Raw genomic sequence first — 21,673 nt, forward strand, 5'->3', positions numbered from 1 at the left:
ACATACATCCATAGGCAATGGCGGGAATGCTCATTATAATCCGCGCCATATTTCGCAGTTATGCAAAACAACAGAACAAATCACAGAGGTTATCATGGCTATTGAACGTACTTTTTCCATCATCAAACCAAACGCGGTGGCAAAAAACGTTATTGGCAGCATCTTTGCTCGCTTTGAAGCGGCAGGGTTCCAGATTGTCGGTACCAAAATGTTGCATCTGACCGTTGAGCAGGCGCGCGGTTTCTATGCTGAACACGACGGTCGTCCTTTCTTTGATGGCCTGGTTGAGTTCATGACCTCTGGCCCAATCGTGGTATCCGTTCTGGAAGGCGAAAACGCCGTTCAGCGTCACCGCGATCTGCTGGGTGCAACCAACCCGGCTAACGCCCTGGCGGGTACCCTGCGCGCTGACTACGCAGACAGCTTCACCGAGAACGGCACCCACGGTTCCGACTCCCTGGAATCTGCTGCCCGCGAAATCGCTTTCTTCTTCGCTGAAGGCGAAGTGTGTGCCCGTAAGCGCTAATCGCGCGGGTTTACACTTTATTTCGTAAATGCCACGTGCAGACGTGGCATCCCTGCGCCAGACTTTGTACAATGCAACGCCCCGGATGAGCCAACTGCTTTCCGGGGCGTTTCTTTTTAACCCTCCAGGGGCCATAACGTGTAACAACGAGGCCGGAATCTATTATGTCTGAATTAGTAAACACCTCCGAAGTCGTCATTCCTGTCGTTGCGAATAAAAACGGTAAAATCAACCTGCTGGATCTGAACCGTCAGCAGATGCGCGAGTTCTTCCTCGAGATGGGTGAGAAGCCGTTTCGTGCCGATCAGGTGATGAAATGGATGTATCACTATTGCAGCGATGACTTTGATGACATGACTGACATCAACAAAGTTCTGCGCAATAAGCTGAAAGAAGTGGCTGAAATTCGCGCCCCGGAAGTGGTGGAAGAGCAGCGTTCAAGCGACGGCACCATCAAATGGGCGATTGCCGTGGGCGATCAGCGCGTTGAAACCGTCTATATCCCGGAAGAAGACCGCGCCACGCTGTGCGTCTCCTCTCAGGTAGGTTGTGCGCTGGAGTGTAAATTCTGCTCGACGGCGCAGCAGGGCTTTAACCGTAACCTGCGTGTGTCGGAAATTATCGGCCAGGTCTGGCGCGCGGCGAAAATCGTCGGTGCGGCGAAAGTGACCGGCACCCGTCCGATTACCAACGTGGTAATGATGGGGATGGGCGAACCGCTGCTGAACCTGACGAACGTGGTACCGGCGATGGAAATCATGCTGGATGACTTCGGTTTTGGTCTCTCCAAACGCCGCGTGACCCTGTCCACCTCAGGCGTTGTCCCTGCGCTGGATAAGCTGGGCGACATGATTGACGTGGCGCTGGCGATCTCTCTGCATGCACCGAATGATGCGATTCGTGATGAAATCGTGCCAATCAACAAGAAGTACAATATCGAGACTTTCCTGAACTCGGTGCGGGGCTACATTTCGAAGTCCAACGCTAATCAGGGTCGCGTCACCATTGAGTACGTCATGCTGGATCATATTAATGACGGCACCGATCATGCGCATGAGCTGGCCGCACTGTTAAAAGATACGCCGTGTAAGATCAACCTGATCCCATGGAACCCGTTCCCGGGCGCGCCGTATGGCCGTAGCTCTAACAGCCGTATCGATCGCTTCTCCAAGGTGCTGATGGATTATGGATTTACCACCATCGTACGTAAAACCCGCGGCGACGATATTGATGCCGCCTGTGGTCAGCTGGCGGGCGAGGTTATCGACCGTACCAAGCGTACGTTGCGTAAGCGTATGCAGGGTGAGACGATCGACGTCAAGACCGTGTGATTTTTATGCGGCCGCGGGGCGTTATCCGCACCCTGGCCGCTGATTACACGAATAAAAAGTCAAAGCACTGTGCTATGAATAATAATTACGGTGCGTTTTTTATGACTTTAAGGCAGTATGTAGCGACGCAACAACAGTTTAGCCTCACTGATGAGCCGGTTCTGTCAAACGAAAAGCTGACAGTTTTGAGCTGCTTTACTAAGGTTAACTGACCAGAAGTTTCGCGGTGCAGGCGCATTGTGATTCACCGGCGCCTGGATCCTCAATTCTCACGTACCAGTAGTTGTAGCGAATGAATACTGAAGCCACTCACGACCAAAATGCAGCACTTTCCACTGGCGTTCGTCTTCGCAACGCCCGTGAACAACTCGGCCTGAGTCAGCAAACCGTTGCTGAACGCCTGTGCCTGAAGGTTTCCACGGTCCGCGATATTGAAGAGGATAAGGCTCCTGCCGATCTTGCTTCGACGTTTCTGCGTGGTTATATCCGCTCTTATGCGAAACTGGTGCATATTCCTGAAAATGAACTGCTGCCGATGATGGAAAAGCAGGCACCTGTCAGACCGGCGAAAGTTGCGCCGATGCAAAGTTTTTCGCTGGGCAAACGCCGTAAAAAACGTGATGGCTGGCTGATGAGCTTTACCTGGCTGGTACTGTTTGTCGTGATCGGCCTGACGGGCGCCTGGTGGTGGCAAAACCACAAAGCGCAGCAGGAAGAGATCACCACCATGGCCGATCAGTCCACCGCCGAGCTGAATGGCTCGGCGGGTGACGGCGCCCAGAGCATCCCCCTGAACACTGACACCGCCGCAACCGCCAGCGAACCGCAGGTACCTGCGAGCAATATGCCGGATGCGGCCACGGCGCAAAACAACGCGCCTGTTGCCGGACAGACCGCGCAAGCGCCTGCCGACAACGCGGTTGTGTCGCCTTCTCAAGCTAACGTCGAGACCGCACCCGCGGTCACGGCGGATAACGCCGTTCAGCCACTGCCAGCCGATCCGGCTGGCGTGTCTGCTGCCCCTACAGATCCGAACGCGCTGGTGATGAACTTCTCTGCCGATTGCTGGCTTGAAGTGACCGACGCGACCGGTAAAAAACTGTTCAGCGGTCTGCAGCGTAAAGATGGCAGTTTAAATCTGGCAGGCCAGGCGCCGTACAAGCTCAAAATTGGTGCTCCTTCAGCGGTGCAGATCCAGTTTCAGGGAAAACCTGTCGATCTGAGCCGTTTTATCAGAACTAACCAGGTTGCGCGTCTGACCCTCAATGCCGAACAATCAGCAGCACAGTAACAGTCAGGCAACGCGGGAGATTTTTCATGCATAACCAGGCTCCTATTCCACGTAGAAAATCGAAACGTATTTACGTCGGAAATGTGCCGATTGGCGATGGTGCTCCTATCGCCGTTCAGTCAATGACCAACACCCGTACCACAGATGTGGCGGCGACGGTCAATCAGATCAAAGCGTTAGAACGCGTTGGCGCAGACATCGTTCGCGTCTCCGTGCCGACAATGGATGCGGCAGAAGCGTTCAAACTTATCAAACAGCAGGTCTCTGTTCCGCTGGTTGCCGATATTCACTTCGACTACCGGATCGCCCTCAAAGTGGCGGAATACGGTGTAGATTGCCTGCGTATTAACCCCGGCAATATCGGCAGTGAAGAGCGTATCCGCGCGGTCGTCGATTGTGCCCGCGACAAAAATATTCCCATCCGTATCGGCGTGAACGCCGGTTCTCTGGAAAAAGATCTGCAGGAAAAGTATGGCGAGCCGACGCCTCAGGCGCTGCTGGAATCCGCCATGCGCCATGTGGATCATCTCGATCGCCTGAACTTCGATCAGTTCAAAGTCAGCGTCAAAGCCTCTGATGTCTTCCTGGCCGTCGAGTCCTATCGTCTGCTGGCGAAGCAGATCGATCAGCCCCTGCACCTGGGGATTACCGAAGCCGGTGGCGCCCGCAGCGGTGCGGTGAAATCGGCTATTGGCCTTGGTCTGCTGCTCAACGAAGGCATTGGTGACACCCTGCGCGTTTCGCTGGCAGCCGATCCGGTCGAAGAGATCAAAGTCGGTTTTGATATTTTGAAGTCGCTGCGCATTCGTGCCCGCGGCATTAACTTCATCGCCTGTCCGACCTGTTCGCGCCAGGAGTTTGATGTTATTGGCACGGTCAATGCCCTCGAGCAGCGTCTGGAAGATATCATCACCCCGATGGATATCTCGATTATCGGTTGTGTGGTGAACGGTCCGGGTGAAGCGCTGGTCTCAACGCTGGGCGTCACCGGTGGCAACAAGAAAAGTGGTCTCTATGAAGATGGCGTCCGCAAAGATCGTCTGGATAATAACGACATGATCGATCAGCTTGAAGCCCGCATCCGCGCCAAAGCAGCGATGCTGGATGAAGCGAAGCGCATCAGCGTGCAACAACTGGAAAAATAACGTGATGGGAAGCGGTGTGCTTCCTGTGTATGATTGAACCCTTCGGTTAATGAACCCCAGGGTTCATTTTTGTCTATAGAAAGAGAACAAACGTGGCAAAGAACATTCAAGCCATTCGCGGCATGAACGATTACCTGCCTGGCGAGACCGCCATCTGGCAACGCATTGAAGGCACCCTCAAGCAGGTGCTCGGCAGCTACGGTTACAGTGAAATCCGTTTGCCGATTGTAGAGCAGACCCCGTTATTCAAACGCGCCATCGGTGAAGTCACCGACGTGGTTGAAAAAGAGATGTATACCTTTGAGGACCGCAACGGCGACAGCCTGACCCTGCGTCCGGAAGGTACGGCGGGCTGTGTACGCGCCGGCATCGAGCATGGTCTCCTGTACAATCAGGAGCAGCGCCTGTGGTATATCGGTCCAATGTTCCGCCACGAACGTCCGCAGAAAGGACGCTATCGTCAGTTTAACCAGCTGGGTGTGGAAGTGTTTGGTCTGCAAGGACCGGATATCGACGCCGAGCTGATTATGCTCACCGCCCGCTGGTGGCGTGCGCTGGGCATTTCAGAACACGTTACGCTGGAGCTGAACTCCATCGGTTCCCTGGACGCGCGCGCGAACTACCGTGATGCGCTGGTTGCGTTCCTGGAACAGCATCAGGACAAGCTGGACGAAGACTGCAAACGTCGCATGTACAGCAACCCGCTGCGCGTGCTGGATTCCAAAAACCCGGACGTGCAGGCACTGCTGAACGATGCGCCAGCGCTGGGCGATTATCTGGATGAAGAATCCCGTGAACACTTCGCCGGTCTGTGCAAGCAGCTGGAAGCCGCAGGCATTGCCTATACGGTGAACCAGCGTCTGGTACGTGGCCTGGACTACTACAACCGCACCGTGTTTGAGTGGGTTACCACCAGCCTCGGTTCGCAGGGTACGGTCTGTGCGGGCGGTCGTTACGACGGCCTGGTCGAACAGTTAGGCGGTCGCGCTGCACCGGCGGTTGGCTTTGCGATGGGTCTTGAACGACTTGTTTTGTTAGTTCAGGCAGTTAATCCGGAATTTAAAGCCGATCCTGTTGTCGATATATACCTGGTGGCCTCAGGCGCGGAAACGCAGTCTGCGGCAATGCAGCTTGCCGAACGCGTGCGCGATGCGCTGCCGGACGCTAAGCTGATGACCAACCATGGCGGCGGCAACTTTAAAAAACAGTTTGCGCGTGCCGATAAATGGGGCGCGCGTGTCGCACTGGTACTTGGCGAGTCAGAAGTGGCTAACGGCGAAGTAGTAGTGAAAGATCTGCGCTCTGGTGAGCAAACAACGGTAACGCAGGATGGCGTTGCGGCGCACTTGCGCACTCTACTGGGCTAAGGAGAAAGACTGCGTGGAAATGTACGAGAACGAAAACGACCAGGTCGACGCGATTAAACGCTTCTTTGCTGAAAACGGCAAAGCGCTGGCTGTCGGGGTGGTTTTAGGTATTGGCGCGCTGATGGGCTGGCGTTACTGGAACAGTCATCAGGTCGATTCTGCGCGCGGTTCCTCTTTACAGTATGAAAATACGGTGAGCGCCATTCGTGCCGATCAGCCGGAATCGCTGGCAGCGGCAGAGAAATTTGCGGCAGAAACCAAAAACACCTATGGTGCGCTGGCTTCGCTCGAAGTGGCTCAGCAGTTCGTGGATAAAAACGAGCTGGATAAAGCGGCAGCGCAGCTGCAGCAGGGGCTGGCCGCAACGAAAGACGCCAACCTCAAAGCGGTGATTAACCTGCGTCTCGCCCGTATTCAGGTTCAGCAGAAAAAGACTGATGAAGCCCTGAAAACGCTGGAGACCGTGAAAGGTGAAGGTTTTGCCTCGATTGTGGCCGACTTGCGCGGTGAAGCACTGCTCAGCAAGGGCGACAAACAAGGCGCGCGCAGCGCATGGGAAGCGGGCGTGAAAAGCAACGCCTCACCTGCGCTGAGCGAAATGATGCAGATGAAAATAAATAATTTGTCCGTCTGAGAGGGACCCAATGCAATTGCGTAAATTACTTCTGCCAGGACTGCTTTCCGTTACGTTATTGAGTGGCTGTTCACTGTTCAGTGGCGAAGAAGATATTGTCACCATGTCACCGCTGCCAACGGTTGAAAATCAGTTTGCACCGTCCACTGCCTGGAGCACTTCCGTCGGCAGTGGTATTGGTGATTTTTATTCCAACCTGCATCCGGCGTTTGCGGACAGCGTGGTCTACGCTGCTGACCGTAAAGGCACCGTTAAAGCGGTGAATGCGGATGACGGCAAAGAAGTGTGGTCGATTAACCTCGCTGAAAAAAGCGGCTGGATCTCCCGCTCGCCTGCACTGCTCTCCGGCGGTCTGGCTGTGGCTGGCGGCCATGTGTACGTGGGCAGCGAGAAGGCCCAGGTCTATGCCCTTAACACCAGCGATGGCTCCGTTGCGTGGCAAACCCGCGTGGCGGGCGAAGCCCTTTCACGTCCGGTTGTCAGCGACGGCATGGTGCTGATTCATACCGCCAACGGTCAGCTGCAGGCGTTGAATGAAGCTGACGGTGCGGTGAAGTGGACCGTTAACCTGGATATGCCTGCACTCTCCCTGCGCGGCGAATCTGCCCCGGCTACCGCGTTTGGTGCGGCCGTTGTGGGTGGCGATAACGGTCGCGTCAGCGCCGTATTGATGCAGCAGGGGCAGCTGATTTGGCAGCAGCGTATCTCTCAGGCAACCGGTCCGACCGAAATCGACCGTCTGAGCGATGTGGATACCACGCCGGTCATTGCCAATGGCGTTGTGTATGCGCTGGCCTATAATGGCAACCTGACGGCGATGGATCTGCGTAGCGGCCAGGTCATGTGGAAACGCGAGCTGGGTTCAGTCAATGATTTCGTGGTTGAAGGTAACCGCATCTTCCTGGTTGACCAGAACGATCGCCTGCTGGCGCTCAGCACCGACGGTGGCGTGACGCTGTGGACGCAAAGCGATCTGCTGCACCGCCTGCTGACCGCACCGGTGCTGTATAACGGCAGCCTGGTGGTGGGTGATAGCGAAGGCTACATGCACTGGGTTGACCCGACCAACGGTCGCTTTGTCGCGCAGGAAAAAGTCGACAGCTCTGGGTTCCTGACCGAACCGGTAGTGGCTGACGGCAAACTGCTGATTCAGGCAAAAGACGGCACGCTGTACGCGATCACGCGTTAATCACAGCGGTTGTAGTATACTCAACGGCTCCTGTTGCTTCAGGGGCCGTTTTGATTTTTTAAAAAACGCCGCAAACGCGACGTGATATCGAATTTTATGAGGCTTTAATCATGGTACCTGTGGTCGCGCTTGTCGGGCGCCCGAACGTTGGAAAATCCACTCTGTTTAACCGTTTAACACGCACCCGAGATGCGCTGGTTGCGGATTTCCCGGGGCTCACGCGTGACCGTAAGTACGGTCGTGCAGAAGTGGAAGGTCGCGAGTTCATCTGTATCGATACCGGTGGTATCGACGGTACAGAAGACGGCGTCGAAACCCGCATGGCGGAACAATCCCTGCTGGCAATTGAAGAGGCAGACATTGTGCTGTTTATGGTTGATGCGCGCGCGGGCCTGATGCCTGCGGATACCGCCATCGCCAAGCACCTGCGCTCGCGTGAAAAAGCCACCTTCCTGGTTGCCAACAAAACTGACGGCATCGATGCCGATCAGGCGATGGCGGACTTCTGGTCGCTTGGTCTGGGTGATATCTACCCGATCGCCGCGTCTCACGGTCGTGGCGTCACCAGCCTGCTGGAAACCGCTCTGCTGCCGTTCGTGGACGAGATCAACCCGCCGGAAGAAATCGATGAAGATGCGGCCTACTGGGCGCAGTTCGAAGCCGATCAAGCCGGCGCTGAGGGCGTAGAAGAGCCTGAAGACGACTTCAATCCGCAGGATCTGCCGATCAAGCTGGCCATCGTTGGTCGTCCGAACGTCGGGAAGTCCACACTGACAAACCGTATCCTCGGTGAAGATCGCGTCGTCGTTTACGACATGCCGGGTACCACCCGCGACAGCATCTACATCCCGATGGAACGTGACGAGCGTGAATATATTCTGATCGATACTGCCGGGGTGCGTAAGCGCGGCAAAATCACCGATGTGGTTGAAAAATTCTCGGTGATCAAAACCCTGCAGGCGATTGAAGACGCCAACGTGGTGATGCTGGTGATTGACGCCCGTGAAGGCATCTCTGACCAGGACCTCTCGCTGCTGGGCTTTATCCTCAACAGCGGACGCTCGCTGGTTATCGTCGTCAATAAGTGGGACGGCCTGAGTAATGAAGTGCGTGAGCAGGTCAAAGAGATGCTGGACTTCCGTCTGGGCTTTATCGACTTTGCCCGCGTGCACTTTATCTCTGCTCTGCACGGCAGCGGCGTAGGTAACCTGTTTGAATCCGTACGCGAAGCCTACGACTGCTCCACCCGTCGTGTCGGTACCGCGATGCTGACCCGCATCATGACCATGGCGGCAGAGGATCATCAGCCACCGCTGGTGCGCGGTCGTCGCGTGAAGCTGAAATATGCCCACGCCGGGGGTTATAACCCGCCAATCGTGGTTATCCACGGTACCCAGGTGAAGGATCTGCCGGATTCTTACAAACGCTATCTGATGAACTACTTCCGTAAATCACTGGAAGTGATGGGTACGCCTATCCGCATCCAGTTCAAGGAAGGGGAAAACCCGTTTGCTGGCAAACGTAACACCCTTACGCCGAACCAAATGCGTAAGCGTAAGCGTTTGATTAAACACATTAAGAAAAGCAAGTAATCCTTGCTGATGCTGGAAAGCTCGCGCCTGTCGCGGGCTTTTTTTATGTCCGTAGCTGATAAATAATGTTGGCTACGACATTGAAACAAACGAGGTAGGCACATGCAGATTGGCTTTGTCGGGCTGGGCGCGGTGGTGGAAACGGCGTACTTACCCGCATTACAAAACACTTTCGGTCCTTCACTTTCATGTGTTGGATTTGATATCCAGCCCGAGAGGACGCTGGCGGGCGTCACACGCTGTGCTTCGCTGGACGAGCTGCTTGCACAGCCCCTGGATACGCTGTTTATCACCACAGCATCGCTGCAGCACCTTGAGGTGCTTGAGCAGGCGGTTAACGCCTCTATTGCGCGCATTGTTGTGGAAAAACCGATTGTCGCCACGCTTTCACAGATTGCGACCCTGAAAAACCTGCTGGCAGCGCCCGACGTTGCAGGCCGCGTGCTGGCCCTCGATCACTGGATGGCACGCCTCGGCACGGTGCAGCTGGCGCTGATTGATTCTTTATCCGGGATCGTCAAAATCGAAGGGTTTCTTCAGGAGCCGAGCGGCTTCAACGCCGCGGGGGAGCCCATCGCACTGAACTTTGCCACCGGTGAGCCGGATACGCGGACGCTTCGCCATCCTGACGGTGTGATTCTGGATATCGGGACGCATGTGCTGGCAATGCTGCGTGAAACGACGCGCTATCTGGGCGGTAACGACGAGATGAGCCTGCAGGTTATCACCGCCAAAGACCGGCTGGGGCAGGATATTGCGAAAGGTGACCTGATCACAGCAGAAGGCGAGGCGCACCTTCAGGGCCGGATTTGCGGCGCGCCGGTGGATATCTGGCTGAATAAATATGCGGGCCCGTCAGGCGGGCAAAAAGGACTCCGGCTGTACCTGCGCGATGGCAGGATCATCAGCCACGACAGACGCGGCACAGAAGATGTGCTGGAGCTGATTGAGGGCGAGGACATTCAACGCTGGCACATTCCCGGCACGATCTACGCCCACTGTCTGGCGGAACATATTCTGGGGGCAAAAAGTCTGTTTGAACGCGAGCCAGAGGAGGTGCCGCGCACGACCCGGCGCAGGCTGGAAGAGGTCGAACTGCTGCTGAGCTTACAACAGCAGCTGCGTGGCCCGCACTGAGCGCATCGTGTAAAATCAACGTAGTAATGAATTTTCAGAGAAGGAGTCACCATGTCGATTACCTGTCCGGACTGCCAGGCACCGCTGACACCGCAAAACGGCCTGGCCCACTGCGATACCTGCAATAAGGATATCCCCCTGGAGCCGCGCTGCCCGGAGTGCCACAAGCCACTCCAGGTGTTAAAAGCCTGCGGTGCGGTCGATTACTTTTGCCAGAATGGCCACGGATTGATTTCGAAAAAACGCGTGGAATTTGTGCCGGTTTAAACCGGCTTTTTCTTGCGCGTTTTTTTGGCGGGGGTGACGCCTTTTACTTCGCTCTCGACCCAACCGTCGGCCAACCGGGTGGTGAGCCTATCCCCGGCTTTAACCTGTTTGGTCTGCTTTAACACGCTGCCGTCGGTAGCGGTAGTGACGCTGTAGCCGCGCGCCAGCGTGGAGAGTGGGCTGACGGCTTCCAGATGGGTGACCGCATTGCCAAAACGCTCGCGCGTGGCGCCCAGGCGCGCGCGCAGGTTATCGGCAAGACGATATTCCAGCTGTTGGATCCGCGTTTGCGCGCGATAAATACGTGGCTGCGGGTTGTGCTGATTCAGGCGCAGGGTAGTGCGCTGCTGGCGCTGTCCCGCCCGTTTAAGCTGATTGTCGACCGCGAGGTTCATTCGCTGACGCAGACGTTCCAGCACCGTTTGCTGACGCGCCAGACGCAGCTGGGGATGTTGTTGCTGCAGGCGATGGTAAAGCTGGGTAAAACGCCGCGTGCGGTTGGCGAGAAAATAGTCCATCGCCATTTCCAGGCGCTGCTGGCCGTTCTGAATCTGGCGCAGCAACTCCTGCTGGTTGCGGCTCACCACTTCGGCGGCGGCTGACGGCGTCGGCGCGCGCAGGTCAGCAACAAAATCGGCGATGGTGACGTCCGTTTCGTGCCCGACGGCGCTGACTACCGGAATAAGGCTGGCGAAAATCGCCCGCGCCACGCGCTCATCGTTAAAACTCCACAGATCTTCCAGCGAACCGCCGCCGCGCCCGACGATCAGGACATCACACTCCTTGCGTGCGTTAGCCAGCGCAATGGCGCGAACGATTTGCCCCGGAGCGTCTTCGCCCTGAACCGCCGTCGGGTAGATGATGATCGGCAGGGAAGGGTCGCGGCGTTTCAGCACGTGCAGAATGTCATGCAGCGCGGCACCGGTTCTGGAGGTGATCACCCCAATGCAGCGAGCAGGGGAGGGAAGCGGTTTTTTGTACTGCTGATCGAACAGACCCTCTGCTGCCAGCGTTGTCTTTAGCTGCTCGTATTTCTGCTGCAGCAGGCCTTCGCCCGCGGGCTGCATGCTTTCGACAATGATTTGATAATCACCGCGCGGCTCGTACAGGGTGATATTGGCGCGTACCAGCACCTGCTGCCCGTGCTGAGGGCGGAACGTCACCCGACGATTGCTGTTGCGGAACATCGCGCAGCGTACCTGGGCGTTGTCATCCTTCAGCGTAAAATACCAGTGGCCGGACGATGGCTGCGTGAAATTGGAAATTTCACCGCTGATCCAAACCTGTCCCATTTCCTGCTCAAGCAGCAAACGAACCGTTTGATTAAGGCGGCTAACGGTAAAAATTGAGGGGGTCTGAGAGGATAACATGTGAGCGAGATCAAATTTTAAATCAGCAAGTTATTCAGTCGATAGTAACCCGCTGAGACACGATCGCAAGCATTTTTTATAAAAAAGTGTAGATGCAATCGGTTACGCTCTGTATAATGCCACGGCAATATTTAACCATCCAGGTCAGAGATATTGCCCATGCTACGTATCGCTAAAGAAGCACTGACGTTTGACGACGTCCTCCTTGTTCCCGCTCACTCCACCGTTCTGCCGAATACTGCCGACCTCAGCACGCAGTTGACTAAAACCATTCGTTTGAACATTCCTATGCTCTCCGCGGCAATGGACACCGTGACTGAAGCGCGTCTGGCTATCGCTCTGGCGCAGGAAGGCGGCATTGGCTTTATCCATAAAAACATGTCTATCGAGCGCCAGGCGGAAGAAGTTCGCCGCGTGAAGAAGCATGAATCTGGCATCGTTTCCGACCCACAATCCGTTCTGCCAACCACTACCCTGCAGGAAGTCAAAGCCCTGACCGAGCGTAACGGTTTTGCAGGCTACCCGGTTGTGACCGCGGACAACGAACTGGTAGGCATCATTACTGGCCGTGACGTACGTTTCGTTACCGACCTCAGCCAGCCGGTCAGCGTCTACATGACCCCGAAAGAGCGTCTGGTGACCGTCCGTGAAGGCGAATCCCGCGACGTTGTCTTTGCGAAGATGCACGAAAAGCGCGTTGAGAAAGCACTGGTTGTCGACAGCGGCTTCCACCTGCGCGGCATGATCACCGTAAAAGACTTCCAGAAAGCAGAACGTAAACCGAACGCCTGTAAAGACGAGCATGGCCGTCTGCGCGTCGGTGCGGCAGTTGGCGCGGGTGCAGGCAACGAAGAGCGCGTTGATGCGCTGGTTGCGGCAGGCGTTGACGTGCTGCTGATCGACTCCTCCCACGGCCACTCCGAAGGCGTGCTGCAGCGCATTCGTGAAACCCGTGCGAAATACCCGGATCTGCAAATCATCGGCGGCAACGTGGCAACGGGCTCAGGCGCTCGCGCACTGGCTGAAGCTGGTTGCAGCGCGGTAAAAGTGGGGATCGGTCCTGGCTCTATCTGTACCACCCGTATCGTAACCGGCGTAGGCGTCCCGCAGATCACCGCAGTTTCCGACGCGGTTGAAGCGCTGGAAGGTACCGGTATTCCGGTTATCGCCGACGGCGGCATCCGTTTCTCAGGCGATATCGCTAAAGCGATCGCAGCTGGAGCAGCAGCGGTGATGGTTGGCTCCATGCTGGCCGGTACCGAAGAATCCCCGGGCGAGATCGAACTGTTCCAGGGCCGTTCTTACAAATCCTATCGCGGGATGGGCTCCCTGGGCGCGATGTCCAAAGGGTCGTCTGACCGTTACTTCCAGACCGATAACGCGGCTGACAAACTGGTGCCGGAAGGGATCGAAGGCCGTGTGGCGTATAAAGGCTACCTGAAAGAGATCATTCACCAGCAGATGGGCGGCCTGCGTTCCTGTATGGGTCTGACCGGCTGTGGTACCATCGACCTGCTGCGTACTAAAGCGGAATTTGTACGTATCAGCGGTGCGGGTATTCAGGAAAGTCACGTTCACGACGTGACCATCACCAAAGAGTCCCCGAACTACCGCATGGGCTCCTGATAATTTCCACGCCCGGCTTTATGCCGGGCGATTTTGTTTCACTTGCCTCGGAATTAGCGTCAATGACGGAAAATATTCATAAACATCGCATTCTTATCCTCGATTTTGGTTCGCAGTACACTCAGCTGGTTGCACGTCGCGTGCGTGAACTTGGCGTTTACTGCGAGCTGTGGGCGTGGGATGTCACGGAAGCACAAATTCGCGAATTCAACCCAAGCGGCATTATTCTTTCCGGTGGCCCGGAAAGCACCACCGAGAACAACAGCCCGCGCGCGCCGCAGTATGTGTTCGAAGCCGGTGTTCCGGTATTTGGCGTCTGCTACGGCATGCAGACCATGGCGATGCAGCTGGGTGGCCACGTTGAAGCCTCTAACGAACGTGAGTTTGGCTATGCGCAGGTTGAAGTGCAGACCGACAGCGCCCTGATCCGCGGTATCGAAGATTCCCTGACCGCTGATGGCAAACCGCTGCTCGACGTATGGATGAGCCACGGCGATAAAGTCACGGCGATCCCGTCCGACTTCGTGACCGTTGCCAGCACCGAGACCTGCCCGTTTGCCATTATGGCCAACGAAGAAAAACGCTTCTACGGCGTGCAGTTCCACCCGGAAGTGACCCACACCCGTCAGGGTATGCGCATGCTGGACCGCTTCGTGCGTGACATCTGCCAGTGTGAAGCCCTGTGGACTCCGGCAAAAATCATCGACGACGCCATCGAGCGTATTCGCCAGCAGGTGGGTGATGATAAAGTCATTCTCGGCCTGTCCGGCGGCGTTGACTCCTCCGTGACCGCGATGCTACTGCACCGCGCCATCGGTAAAAACCTGACCTGCGTCTTCGTGGATAACGGCCTGCTGCGTCTGAACGAAGCTGAACAGGTTATGGACATGTTTGGCGACCACTTCGGCCTGAACATCGTTCACGTTGAAGGCGAAGAGCGTTTCCTGACTGCGCTGGCGGGCGAGAACGATCCGGAAGCGAAGCGTAAAATCATTGGCCGCGTGTTCGTGGAAGTGTTCGACGAGCAGGCGCTGCGTCTGGAAGACGTGAAGTGGCTGGCGCAGGGCACCATCTACCCGGACGTGATCGAATCGGCGGCCTCTGCCACCGGTAAAGCGCACGTCATCAAATCTCACCACAACGTGGGCGGCCTGCCGAAAGAGATGAAGATGGGTCTGGTTGAGCCGCTGCGTGAGCTGTTCAAAGACGAAGTGCGTAAGATCGGTCTGGAACTGGGCCTGCCGTACGACATGCTGTACCGTCACCCGTTCCCGGGTCCAGGTCTGGGCGTGCGCGTGCTGGGCGAAGTGAAGAAAGAGTACTGCGACCTGCTGCGTCGTGCGGACGCGATCTTCATCGAAGAGCTGCATAAAGCTGACCTGTACAACAAAGTGAGCCAGGCGTTCACCGTGTTCCTGCCCGTCCGTTCCGTGGGTGTGATGGGCGATGGCCGTAAGTACGACTGGGTTGTCTCCCTGCGTGCCGTCGAGACCATCGACTTTATGACCGCACACTGGGCGCACCTGCCGTACGATTTCTTAGGCCGCGTGTCTAACCGTATCATCAATGAAGTTAATGGCATCTCGCGTGTTGTGTATGACATCAGCGGTAAGCCACCTGCGACGATTGAGTGGGAATAACCCCTCCTGATCGCTAAACCAAGCCCTCGGAACCCTCCGGGGGCTTTTTTGTTTCCCGCTGCCCGATAAACAGCGTCACCGCCAGCCCGGCAATCACCAACGTCAGGCCCCCCGATATCCACATCGCGCCAGTGGTGCCTAACATCCTGTTCAGCCATGCATATGCCAGCGGGGAAGCCGCTGCCATCAGCTGGGCGGGGATCAGCAGCACGCCGGTGCGCCTGGCGTACTCTTCAGGCGCAAACAGCTGTAGCGGCAGAGTAGCTTTGACGATAGTCACCAGACCGTTAATCGCCCCATAGCCCAGCACAAAACCGGCTGCCGACCACAGGTAAAGCGAACTGCTCAGTCCGAGTAAAAAACAGACCGGCATCGCCAGGGCTGTTACGAGGGTCAGTCTCAGCGGGGTGAGTCCTGCGCCTGCTACCACCTCCAGAAAGCGTGCCCCGGTCTGCCCAATCCCCCATAGCATGCCGATGGCAACCGGCAGACCTGTGCTTGCGATAAATTCAGGCAGGTGCGTGGAGGTGCCGTTAGAAACAAACGTGATCAGCGCAATAAACGTTGCGTACAGCCAGCCGTTGCGTCGCGTCTTGTCATCGGCAGAGGAGGTCGGTTGGCGCTTACTCACCACCGGAAGGGTCTGGTTGGGCAGCGAGCGGGTAAGCGCCGCGCTCAGCAAACCAAACAGGGCATAGACCAGCAGCGTTTCTCGCCAGTTCATCAGTGTCAACAACGCTTCGCCCAGCGGCCAGAACACCACCGAAGCCAGCCCGCCCGCCAGCGTCACGCGGGAAATCGTTCGCCGTGCCTGCTGCCCGTAGAGATTAACCAACGCGGCGAACAGCGCGTCATACAGCGACAGGCGCATACCGATCCCGGTAACAATCCATGCGAGATACCAGCCCACCAGCGACTGACAATACGCCATCGCCACGCAGCTGGTAGCAATCAGCAGCGTACCGATCATCACCGTGCGCTGCCCGCCGATAAGCGCCAGTAAGCGGGCGACACGCGGTGACAGGGCAGCCATCACCAGCATGGCGAGCGTCAGGCCTGAATAGATCGCCGGTGACGACCAGCCGGTGTCGGCCGTTATCGCCCGGGCCAATGTTCCCGGCATATAAAATGAAATCCCCCAGTTGATAAGCTGATTACAACCGATGGTGAAGGGGAGCGCGCGAGCCAGGACAGGGGATTTCATTATCTATCATTCCGTTAGAGAGTTGTCCTGAGCATAGCCCGCGCGGTATGGTGCTGGCAGGCCTGTACGTTTATGACTGCTATAAGAGAAACTTTGCGATGACGACGCTCAATCTGGGACATCTGGCGACCTTTCGACTGGTCGTTCAGCGGGGCAGTTTTTCTGCGGCTGCGGACGTGCTGGGCCTGTCGCAGCCGGCGGTCAGTTTGCAGATCCGTCAGCTGGAGCAGTTTCTCCAGGCGCGTTTAATTGAGCGTACCGGGCGGGGGATCAAAGCCACGGCGGCCGGGCTGGCGCTGGTGACGCATGGCGAGCGCATTGAGCAGGCGGTGGATGAAGCGATCCGTTCGGTGGCCGGGTTCAGTCATGAGGTGAGCGGCACCCTCGCAATCGGCATGGGGGCGACTGCCTGCATCCATCTTTTGCCGCCGCTATTGCAGCAGCTTCGTCAGGATCACCCTCTGTTGAGGGTAGGCGTTACGACAGGCAATACCCTTGATATTGTCCGTGCGATAGAGGAGAACCGCCTCGATCTGGGTCTGGTGACGTTACCCGCGGCGGGGCCTGCGCTGGCCATTACGCCGGTGCTGGATGAAGAGTTTGTGTTTATTGCCGCTGAGGATCAGCAGGCGCAGTTCGATGCGCTGACTGCCGAGAATCTGCACCAACAGCCCTTGATCGCATTCAGTGCCGGGAGCAGCACCCGGATCATGATCGACAGTTGGTTCCAGGCCAGCGGCGTGCAGGCAGTGCCGATCATGCAATCAGGCAGTATCGAAGCCATCAAACGGATGGTATGCGTTGGGCTGGGCTACAGCATCATTCCCCGCATGGCCGTCAGCAGTGAGCAAGACCGTCAGGGATTGTGTGTGCGTTCGCTTACGCCGGTTTTACAGCATCAGCTGGCGATAGTAATGCGGCAGGATAAAATTCTGAGCAAAGGCATTAGCGAAGTGATTCGGCTATTACAAAACGTCTGATAATTGAAATCGTTACTCACTCACGCATTAATTAATTTTCGGCGAGGAAGGTTCAACGTAATCCACAGACAGGCCGGACTGTTGTGCCTGTTTTTTTTCCTGATGGTGATACCAGGCGCCGATAGAGGAATAGACAAAACGGCCAAGGAAAAAGAATAAACTGATTAGCAGTATGATACGCGTCATTCGAGTGTTAAACCGATGTCGTTTGCGCATACGTGTGGCCTGACTCACTGTGGATTTCCTGAAATACCCTGCGGGCGATGGGCTCATTAAGGCACACGGGCGCACAGGGGTCAATTATTCGTAATGTAAAATTCCGTCAACGAATAACATACTTAATGTTATGTATAATAATTAGATTATTTACGCCATTGATAATTAGCACAAAAATAGGGTTAAAAAATGTGATTATCCTACTTCGTTATTAATATGTTTGATTTAAGTCAACTATTGCTTGCCGTTGCTAACTAAAATCTTTGCTCCACATTCGTGTAATCATTTTTTGTCTGCACGGCAACGTCGTCAGGTTGGATGCCTGTCTGAACTCCCCCTGGATGAGTGGGTTAACTATGGCATCTATGACTATTTTTTCGTTCTACCAAAAACACAAAGATCGCTGGTGGGCGCTTCCGTTGATTTTGCCCGGTGCGCTGTTGCCGCTGGCGCACGCTGCCACAACCTACACGCAGATGCAGGGGAGTCTGGTAGTGCTGTATTACATGCCGCTGGCGTTGCTGCTGTCGCTGATGTTGTTCTACGGGATGGCAGCGGTCCCCGGCATCATTCTGGCGTTATTCCTGCACTATTATCCGACGATTGGCGGTTACGAAACGGCGGCAGCAATCGGCCATTTCCTGATCACGATAATCCTCAGCTGGGGGGGATACCGGATGTTTACCCCGCGGCGCAATATGATCTCCTATGGCGACGGGCAACTGATGGCGCAACGGATGATCTGGCAGATGCTCTGCCCGGCGACCCTGTTTCTGCTGTTGTTCCAGTTTGCGGTGTATCTTGGCGTCTACGAAAAACGCTTTAACCTGGCGGGCATCAGCGAGCCTGGTATCCGCGCGTTAATCAATTACCAGGGGCTGCTGGTCGGGTGTCTGACCGGGGTGCCATTTTGCTATCTGCTGATCCGCATTATCCGTCATCCTCGCTATCTGCGCAGCCTGCTGTCGCAGACCCTCCTCCAGATAGACCGTAAGGTCACGCTGGTCGAAATGGGGGTCTGGAGTCTGGTCACCGGTGCGCTGCTGGCTTTGCTGCTGTGGCCCATTAATGAGAACAGCACCATCTTTAGCACCAACTACACGCTGTCGCTCCTGATGCCGGTTATGCTCTGGGGGTCGATGCGTTTTGGCTACAGGCTGATGTCGCTTATCTGGACGCCGGTGCTGATTATCTCGATCCACTACTTCTATCGCTATATTCCCTGGACCCAGGGATATGACCTGCAGCTCACCATTACCACATCCAGCTATCTGGTCTTCACCTTTGTGGTGGTCTACATGGCCGTGCTGGCGACGCGTCAACGGGCAATCACGACTCGCGCCAGCCGACTGGCGTTTCTCGACCCGATAGTGCATATGCCGAACCTGCGCGCCCTCAGCCGCGCGCTGGGCAAAAAGCCCTGGTCGGTGCTCTGTTTCTTGCGCATGCCGGAGCTGGAAGTGCTTGGGCGCAACTACGGCGTGCTGCTGCGTATTCAGTACAAGCAGAAGCTGGCGGCGTGGCTGGGTGAATATTTGCAGCCGGATGAGTGCGTTTACCAGCTTTCGGGGCACGATCTGGTGCTCAGGCTGAATACTGAAGCGCATCAGTCGCGAATGGATGAACTGGATCAGCACATTAAACGCTTCCGCTTTTACTGGGACGGGATGCCGCTTCAGCCTCAGGTGGGAGTCAGCTACTGCTACGTCACTTCCCCGGTGGTGCATCTTTATCTGCTGCTGGGCGAGCTAAGCACGATTGCGGATCTCTCTCTGTCGACCAATCACCCGGAAAACCTGCAGCAGCGGGGTGCCATTAATTTGCAGCGCGGCCTGAAAGATAAAGTGGCGATGATGAACTGCCTGCAGCAAGCGCTGGAGAAAGACCAGTTTACCCTGATGGCTCAGCGGGTGCAGGGCGTGCGGGGCGATAACTATTATGAAGTGCTGATCCGCCTGCAAAATGACGACGGGGAACTGATATCGCCCGATACGTTTTTGCCGGTGGCGCAGGAGTTTGGCCTCTCGTCACGTATTGATCTCTGGGTACTGGAGACGACGCTGCAGTTTATGGCCGACAATCGGCAGAGCCTCCCGGCGCAGCGCTTTGCCATCAATCTGTCGCCTACATCCATCTGCCGGGCGCAGCTGCCGCTGGAGGTTAAACACCTGTTGCAAAAGTATGCGGTTGAGTCCTGGCAGCTGGTATTTGAGATCACCGAGAGCAGCAGTTTTGGTAACGCCGGGCTGGCGACTCAGACGGTCAACCAGCTGCAGCAGATGGGGTGTCGGATCGCGATTGACGATTTTGGTACCGGCTACGCCAGCTACGCACGCTTAAAAAGCGTGGATGCCGATATCCTCAAGATCGACGGCAGCTTTATTCGTAACATCGTCAGTAACAGCCTGGATTACCAGATTGTCGCCTCGATTTGCCATCTGGCGAGGATGAAGAAGATGCAGGTAGTGGCGGAATATGTCGAAAGCGAAGAGATCCGAATCGCCGTACTGGGGCTGGGGATCGATTACCTGCAGGGCTATTTGATTGGTAAACCGGAACCGCTGGAGACACTACTAAAAAATGAGGCGCTCACAAAGAGCGCCTGATGAGCAGGTTATGCGGCCACTTCCGGGGAGCGCTCTTCTTCAATTTTTAAGCACCAGCCGGTGACGGCGCTCCAGAACTGCTGTTCGCGTTCCAGATCCAGCAGCACCAGCGCGTTCTGGCTGAACCAGTCGTGCGGGAAGCTCAGGGTCCAGTGGTTGTCATCCGTCGTCAGCGTCAGCGTCGGCGGCGTGGTCGTTGCCTGACGCTGGTTGTTCAGCAGCACGCCCAGACGCAGCAGCTGGATCAGAGGCATAAACTGTTTTTTCTTAAACAGCGTAAAGCGCGGCATGTCGTCCAGCTTGACGGCTTTACGATGGTAGCGCACCAGGGAGGCCATCATCGTTTGCTGTTCCTGGTTAAAACCCGGCAGGTCGCTGTTCTGCAGAATGTACGCCGAGTGGCGGTGCATTCCGCTGTGATTGATGTTCAGCCCGACTTCATGCAGCATCGCCGCCCATTTTAGTAATGCCGCCAGCTGCGGATGCGCCAGTTTCGGATTCTGGGCCTCCCACTGTTCGTAAATATGGGTGGTGGTTTCCAGCACGCGCTTCGCCTGCTCGCGGTCAATATTGTACTGGTTGGCCAGGCTCTGGGCGGTACGGCTGCGAATGTCCTGATGGCGGAAACGACCTTCCATCTCATACAGCACACCTTCGCGAAGGGCGCCGTCAGACAGGCGTAACTCGCGAATAGCCAGCGCATCAAACACGCCGCAGAGGATCGCCAGGCCCGGCACAAACACCGCCTTACGCTCTTCTGATAGTCCCGGCAGGCTGAGGGCATCGAAGCTTTTATGCTTGAGCACCTCCTCCAGCAGCATCGCCAGACGTTCCGGGGTAATAAAACCGTCTTTTTCGCCCATCTCGACCAGCACTTCATGCGCCGCCTTAATGGTGCCGGAGGCACCGAGCGCCACGTTCCAGCCCTGCAGACGATACTGCCAGGCGAGCGTTTCCAGCTTCTGCACCGCCGCCATGCGCGCACGCTGGAAGTTCTCCCGGGTGATCACGCCGCCAGGGAAGTAGATCTGGGCGAAGCTAACGCAACCCATCCGTCGGCTTTCGACCAGATGCGGTTCAAAGTTTTCACCAATCACCAGCTCGGTGGAGCCGCCGCCGATATCAATGACCAGCTTGCGGCCTTTTTCCGGCTGGGTATGTTCCACGCCCATAAAAATCAGACGCGCTTCTTCATTGCCCGAAATGATTTCGATAGGGTAGGGGATCACTTTTTCCGCGCGCTTCAAAAACTCTGTCGCGTTCGATGCCTGGCGAAGCGTATGGGTACCGACAATGCAGACGCTCGACGGGGTAAACCCCTGCAGACGTTCGGCAAACAGCGACAGGCAGCTCAGCCCGCGCTCCATCGCCTCTTCGCTGAGCATGTTGTCAGCGCCCAGGCCATCGGCCAGGTGCACGCGCTGCTTCAGACGACCGATGATCTGCATTGCGCCATCCACTTCACGGGCAATGACCATGTGGAAGCTGTTAGAACCAAGGTCGACCGCGGCGAACTCCTGCGGTCGTGGGGTCTTATCGTTTATCGGCATAG

At 56.3% G+C, this 21,673-nt stretch carries 18 protein-coding genes; 14 read left to right on the top strand and 4 right to left on the bottom strand.

From position 1 onward, the window contains the following. Positions 1–94 precede the first annotated feature (94 nt). From ndk to M8014_RS02715, 10 genes are all read left to right on the top strand, one after another. Complete coding sequence (gene ndk / locus M8014_RS02670) at positions 95–526, top strand: nucleoside-diphosphate kinase (protein ID WP_271269027.1); 432 nt, start codon at positions 95–97, stop codon at positions 524–526. Positions 527–690: 164 nt separating this feature from the next. Then, entirely contained in the window at positions 691–1,857 is a 1,167-nt protein-coding gene (gene rlmN / locus M8014_RS02675; protein ID WP_271281006.1) for a dual-specificity RNA methyltransferase RlmN, read from the top strand. A 292-nt stretch (positions 1,858–2,149) separates the two neighbouring features. Continuing rightward, entirely contained in the window at positions 2,150–3,148 is a 999-nt protein-coding gene (gene rodZ / locus M8014_RS02680; protein WP_271281007.1) for a cytoskeleton protein RodZ, read from the top strand. A 26-nt stretch (positions 3,149–3,174) separates the two neighbouring features. After that, the gene (ispG, locus tag M8014_RS02685; protein ID WP_271281008.1) at positions 3,175–4,293 is read left to right on the top strand and encodes a flavodoxin-dependent (E)-4-hydroxy-3-methylbut-2-enyl-diphosphate synthase; all 1,119 of its coding nucleotides are present in this window, start codon (positions 3,175–3,177) and stop codon (positions 4,291–4,293) included. Between the two features lie 92 nt (positions 4,294–4,385). Next, a complete protein-coding gene (hisS, locus tag M8014_RS02690; protein WP_271281009.1) occupies positions 4,386–5,660 on the top strand; it encodes a histidine--tRNA ligase in 1,275 nt (424 codons plus the stop codon). A gap of 13 nt (positions 5,661–5,673) precedes the next feature. Then, entirely contained in the window at positions 5,674–6,294 is a 621-nt protein-coding gene (locus M8014_RS02695) for a YfgM family protein (protein ID WP_271281010.1), read from the top strand. Between the two features lie 10 nt (positions 6,295–6,304). Next, positions 6,305–7,483, top strand: a complete 1,179-nt coding sequence (gene bamB, locus M8014_RS02700; protein ID WP_271281011.1) for an outer membrane protein assembly factor BamB — start codon at positions 6,305–6,307, stop codon at positions 7,481–7,483. Positions 7,484–7,593: 110 nt separating this feature from the next. Next, complete coding sequence (der, locus tag M8014_RS02705; RefSeq protein WP_271281012.1) at positions 7,594–9,075, top strand: ribosome biogenesis GTPase Der; 1,482 nt, start codon at positions 7,594–7,596, stop codon at positions 9,073–9,075. 102 nt (positions 9,076–9,177) lie between these two features. After that, the gene (locus tag M8014_RS02710) at positions 9,178–10,212 is read left to right on the top strand and encodes a Gfo/Idh/MocA family oxidoreductase (RefSeq protein ID WP_271281013.1); all 1,035 of its coding nucleotides are present in this window, start codon (positions 9,178–9,180) and stop codon (positions 10,210–10,212) included. A 51-nt stretch (positions 10,213–10,263) separates the two neighbouring features. Further along, positions 10,264–10,479: a zinc ribbon domain-containing protein gene (locus tag M8014_RS02715; protein WP_271281014.1), complete on the top strand. Its 216-nt coding sequence runs from the start codon at positions 10,264–10,266 to the stop codon at positions 10,477–10,479. Here the strand turns inward: M8014_RS02715 and xseA are convergent. Next, on the bottom strand, positions 10,476–11,849 hold the full coding sequence (xseA, locus tag M8014_RS02720; protein WP_271281015.1) for an exodeoxyribonuclease VII large subunit: 1,374 nt from the start codon (positions 11,847–11,849) through the stop codon (positions 10,476–10,478). The genes M8014_RS02715 and xseA overlap by 4 nt on opposite strands. 159 nt (positions 11,850–12,008) lie before the next feature. Here xseA and guaB point away from each other — a divergent pair, with 159 nt between their 5' ends. Both guaB and guaA read left to right on the top strand, forming a co-directional pair. Beyond that, positions 12,009–13,475, top strand: a complete 1,467-nt coding sequence (gene guaB, locus M8014_RS02725) for an IMP dehydrogenase (protein ID WP_271281016.1) — start codon at positions 12,009–12,011, stop codon at positions 13,473–13,475. Between the two features lie 62 nt (positions 13,476–13,537). Beyond that, a complete protein-coding gene (gene guaA, locus M8014_RS02730; RefSeq protein ID WP_271281017.1) occupies positions 13,538–15,115 on the top strand; it encodes a glutamine-hydrolyzing GMP synthase in 1,578 nt (525 codons plus the stop codon). A 13-nt stretch (positions 15,116–15,128) separates the two neighbouring features. Here guaA and M8014_RS02735 read toward each other — a convergent pair whose 3' ends face one another. Further along, on the bottom strand, positions 15,129–16,319 hold the full coding sequence (locus tag M8014_RS02735; RefSeq protein ID WP_271281018.1) for an MFS transporter: 1,191 nt from the start codon (positions 16,317–16,319) through the stop codon (positions 15,129–15,131). A gap of 98 nt (positions 16,320–16,417) precedes the next feature. Here M8014_RS02735 and M8014_RS02740 point away from each other — a divergent pair, with 98 nt between their 5' ends. After that, the gene (locus tag M8014_RS02740; protein ID WP_271281019.1) at positions 16,418–17,299 is read left to right on the top strand and encodes a LysR family transcriptional regulator; all 882 of its coding nucleotides are present in this window, start codon (positions 16,418–16,420) and stop codon (positions 17,297–17,299) included. A 27-nt stretch (positions 17,300–17,326) separates the two neighbouring features. On the opposite strand, the gene M8014_RS02745 is transcribed toward M8014_RS02740, so the two are convergent. Continuing rightward, positions 17,327–17,533: a YfgG family protein gene (locus M8014_RS02745; RefSeq protein ID WP_271269013.1), complete on the bottom strand. Its 207-nt coding sequence runs from the start codon at positions 17,531–17,533 to the stop codon at positions 17,327–17,329. A 347-nt stretch (positions 17,534–17,880) separates the two neighbouring features. Between M8014_RS02745 and M8014_RS02750 the strand changes: the two genes are divergently transcribed. Next, on the top strand, positions 17,881–20,121 hold the full coding sequence (locus tag M8014_RS02750) for a sensor domain-containing phosphodiesterase (protein WP_271281046.1): 2,241 nt from the start codon (positions 17,881–17,883) through the stop codon (positions 20,119–20,121). 8 nt (positions 20,122–20,129) lie between these two features. Here the strand turns inward: M8014_RS02750 and ppx are convergent, their stop codons facing one another. Further along, complete coding sequence (gene ppx / locus M8014_RS02755; protein ID WP_271281020.1) at positions 20,130–21,671, bottom strand: exopolyphosphatase; 1,542 nt, start codon at positions 21,669–21,671, stop codon at positions 20,130–20,132. Between the last annotated feature and the right edge of the window lie 2 nt (positions 21,672–21,673).

It is taken from the genome of Silvania hatchlandensis (genome assembly GCF_025564065.1).
Taxonomy (GTDB): domain Bacteria; phylum Pseudomonadota; class Gammaproteobacteria; order Enterobacterales; family Enterobacteriaceae; genus Enterobacter; species Enterobacter hatchlandensis.

Coding starts and splice junctions, on each gene's coding strand:
- ndk (WP_271269027.1), top strand. CDS start 95: ATGGCTATTGAACGTACTTTTTCCATCATCAAACCAAACGCGGTGGCA.
- rlmN (WP_271281006.1), top strand. CDS start 691: ATGTCTGAATTAGTAAACACCTCCGAAGTCGTCATTCCTGTCGTTGCG.
- rodZ (WP_271281007.1), top strand. CDS start 2,150: ATGAATACTGAAGCCACTCACGACCAAAATGCAGCACTTTCCACTGGC.
- ispG (WP_271281008.1), top strand. CDS start 3,175: ATGCATAACCAGGCTCCTATTCCACGTAGAAAATCGAAACGTATTTAC.
- bamB (WP_271281011.1), top strand. CDS start 6,305: ATGCAATTGCGTAAATTACTTCTGCCAGGACTGCTTTCCGTTACGTTA.
- der (WP_271281012.1), top strand. CDS start 7,594: ATGGTACCTGTGGTCGCGCTTGTCGGGCGCCCGAACGTTGGAAAATCC.
- M8014_RS02710 (WP_271281013.1), top strand. CDS start 9,178: ATGCAGATTGGCTTTGTCGGGCTGGGCGCGGTGGTGGAAACGGCGTAC.
- M8014_RS02715 (WP_271281014.1), top strand. CDS start 10,264: ATGTCGATTACCTGTCCGGACTGCCAGGCACCGCTGACACCGCAAAAC.
- xseA (WP_271281015.1), bottom strand. CDS start 11,849: ATGTTATCCTCTCAGACCCCCTCAATTTTTACCGTTAGCCGCCTTAAT.
- guaB (WP_271281016.1), top strand. CDS start 12,009: ATGCTACGTATCGCTAAAGAAGCACTGACGTTTGACGACGTCCTCCTT.
- guaA (WP_271281017.1), top strand. CDS start 13,538: ATGACGGAAAATATTCATAAACATCGCATTCTTATCCTCGATTTTGGT.
- M8014_RS02735 (WP_271281018.1), bottom strand. CDS start 16,319: ATGAAATCCCCTGTCCTGGCTCGCGCGCTCCCCTTCACCATCGGTTGT.
- M8014_RS02740 (WP_271281019.1), top strand. CDS start 16,418: ATGACGACGCTCAATCTGGGACATCTGGCGACCTTTCGACTGGTCGTT.
- M8014_RS02750 (WP_271281046.1), top strand. CDS start 17,881: ATGACTATTTTTTCGTTCTACCAAAAACACAAAGATCGCTGGTGGGCG.
- ppx (WP_271281020.1), bottom strand. CDS start 21,671: ATGCCGATAAACGATAAGACCCCACGACCGCAGGAGTTCGCCGCGGTC.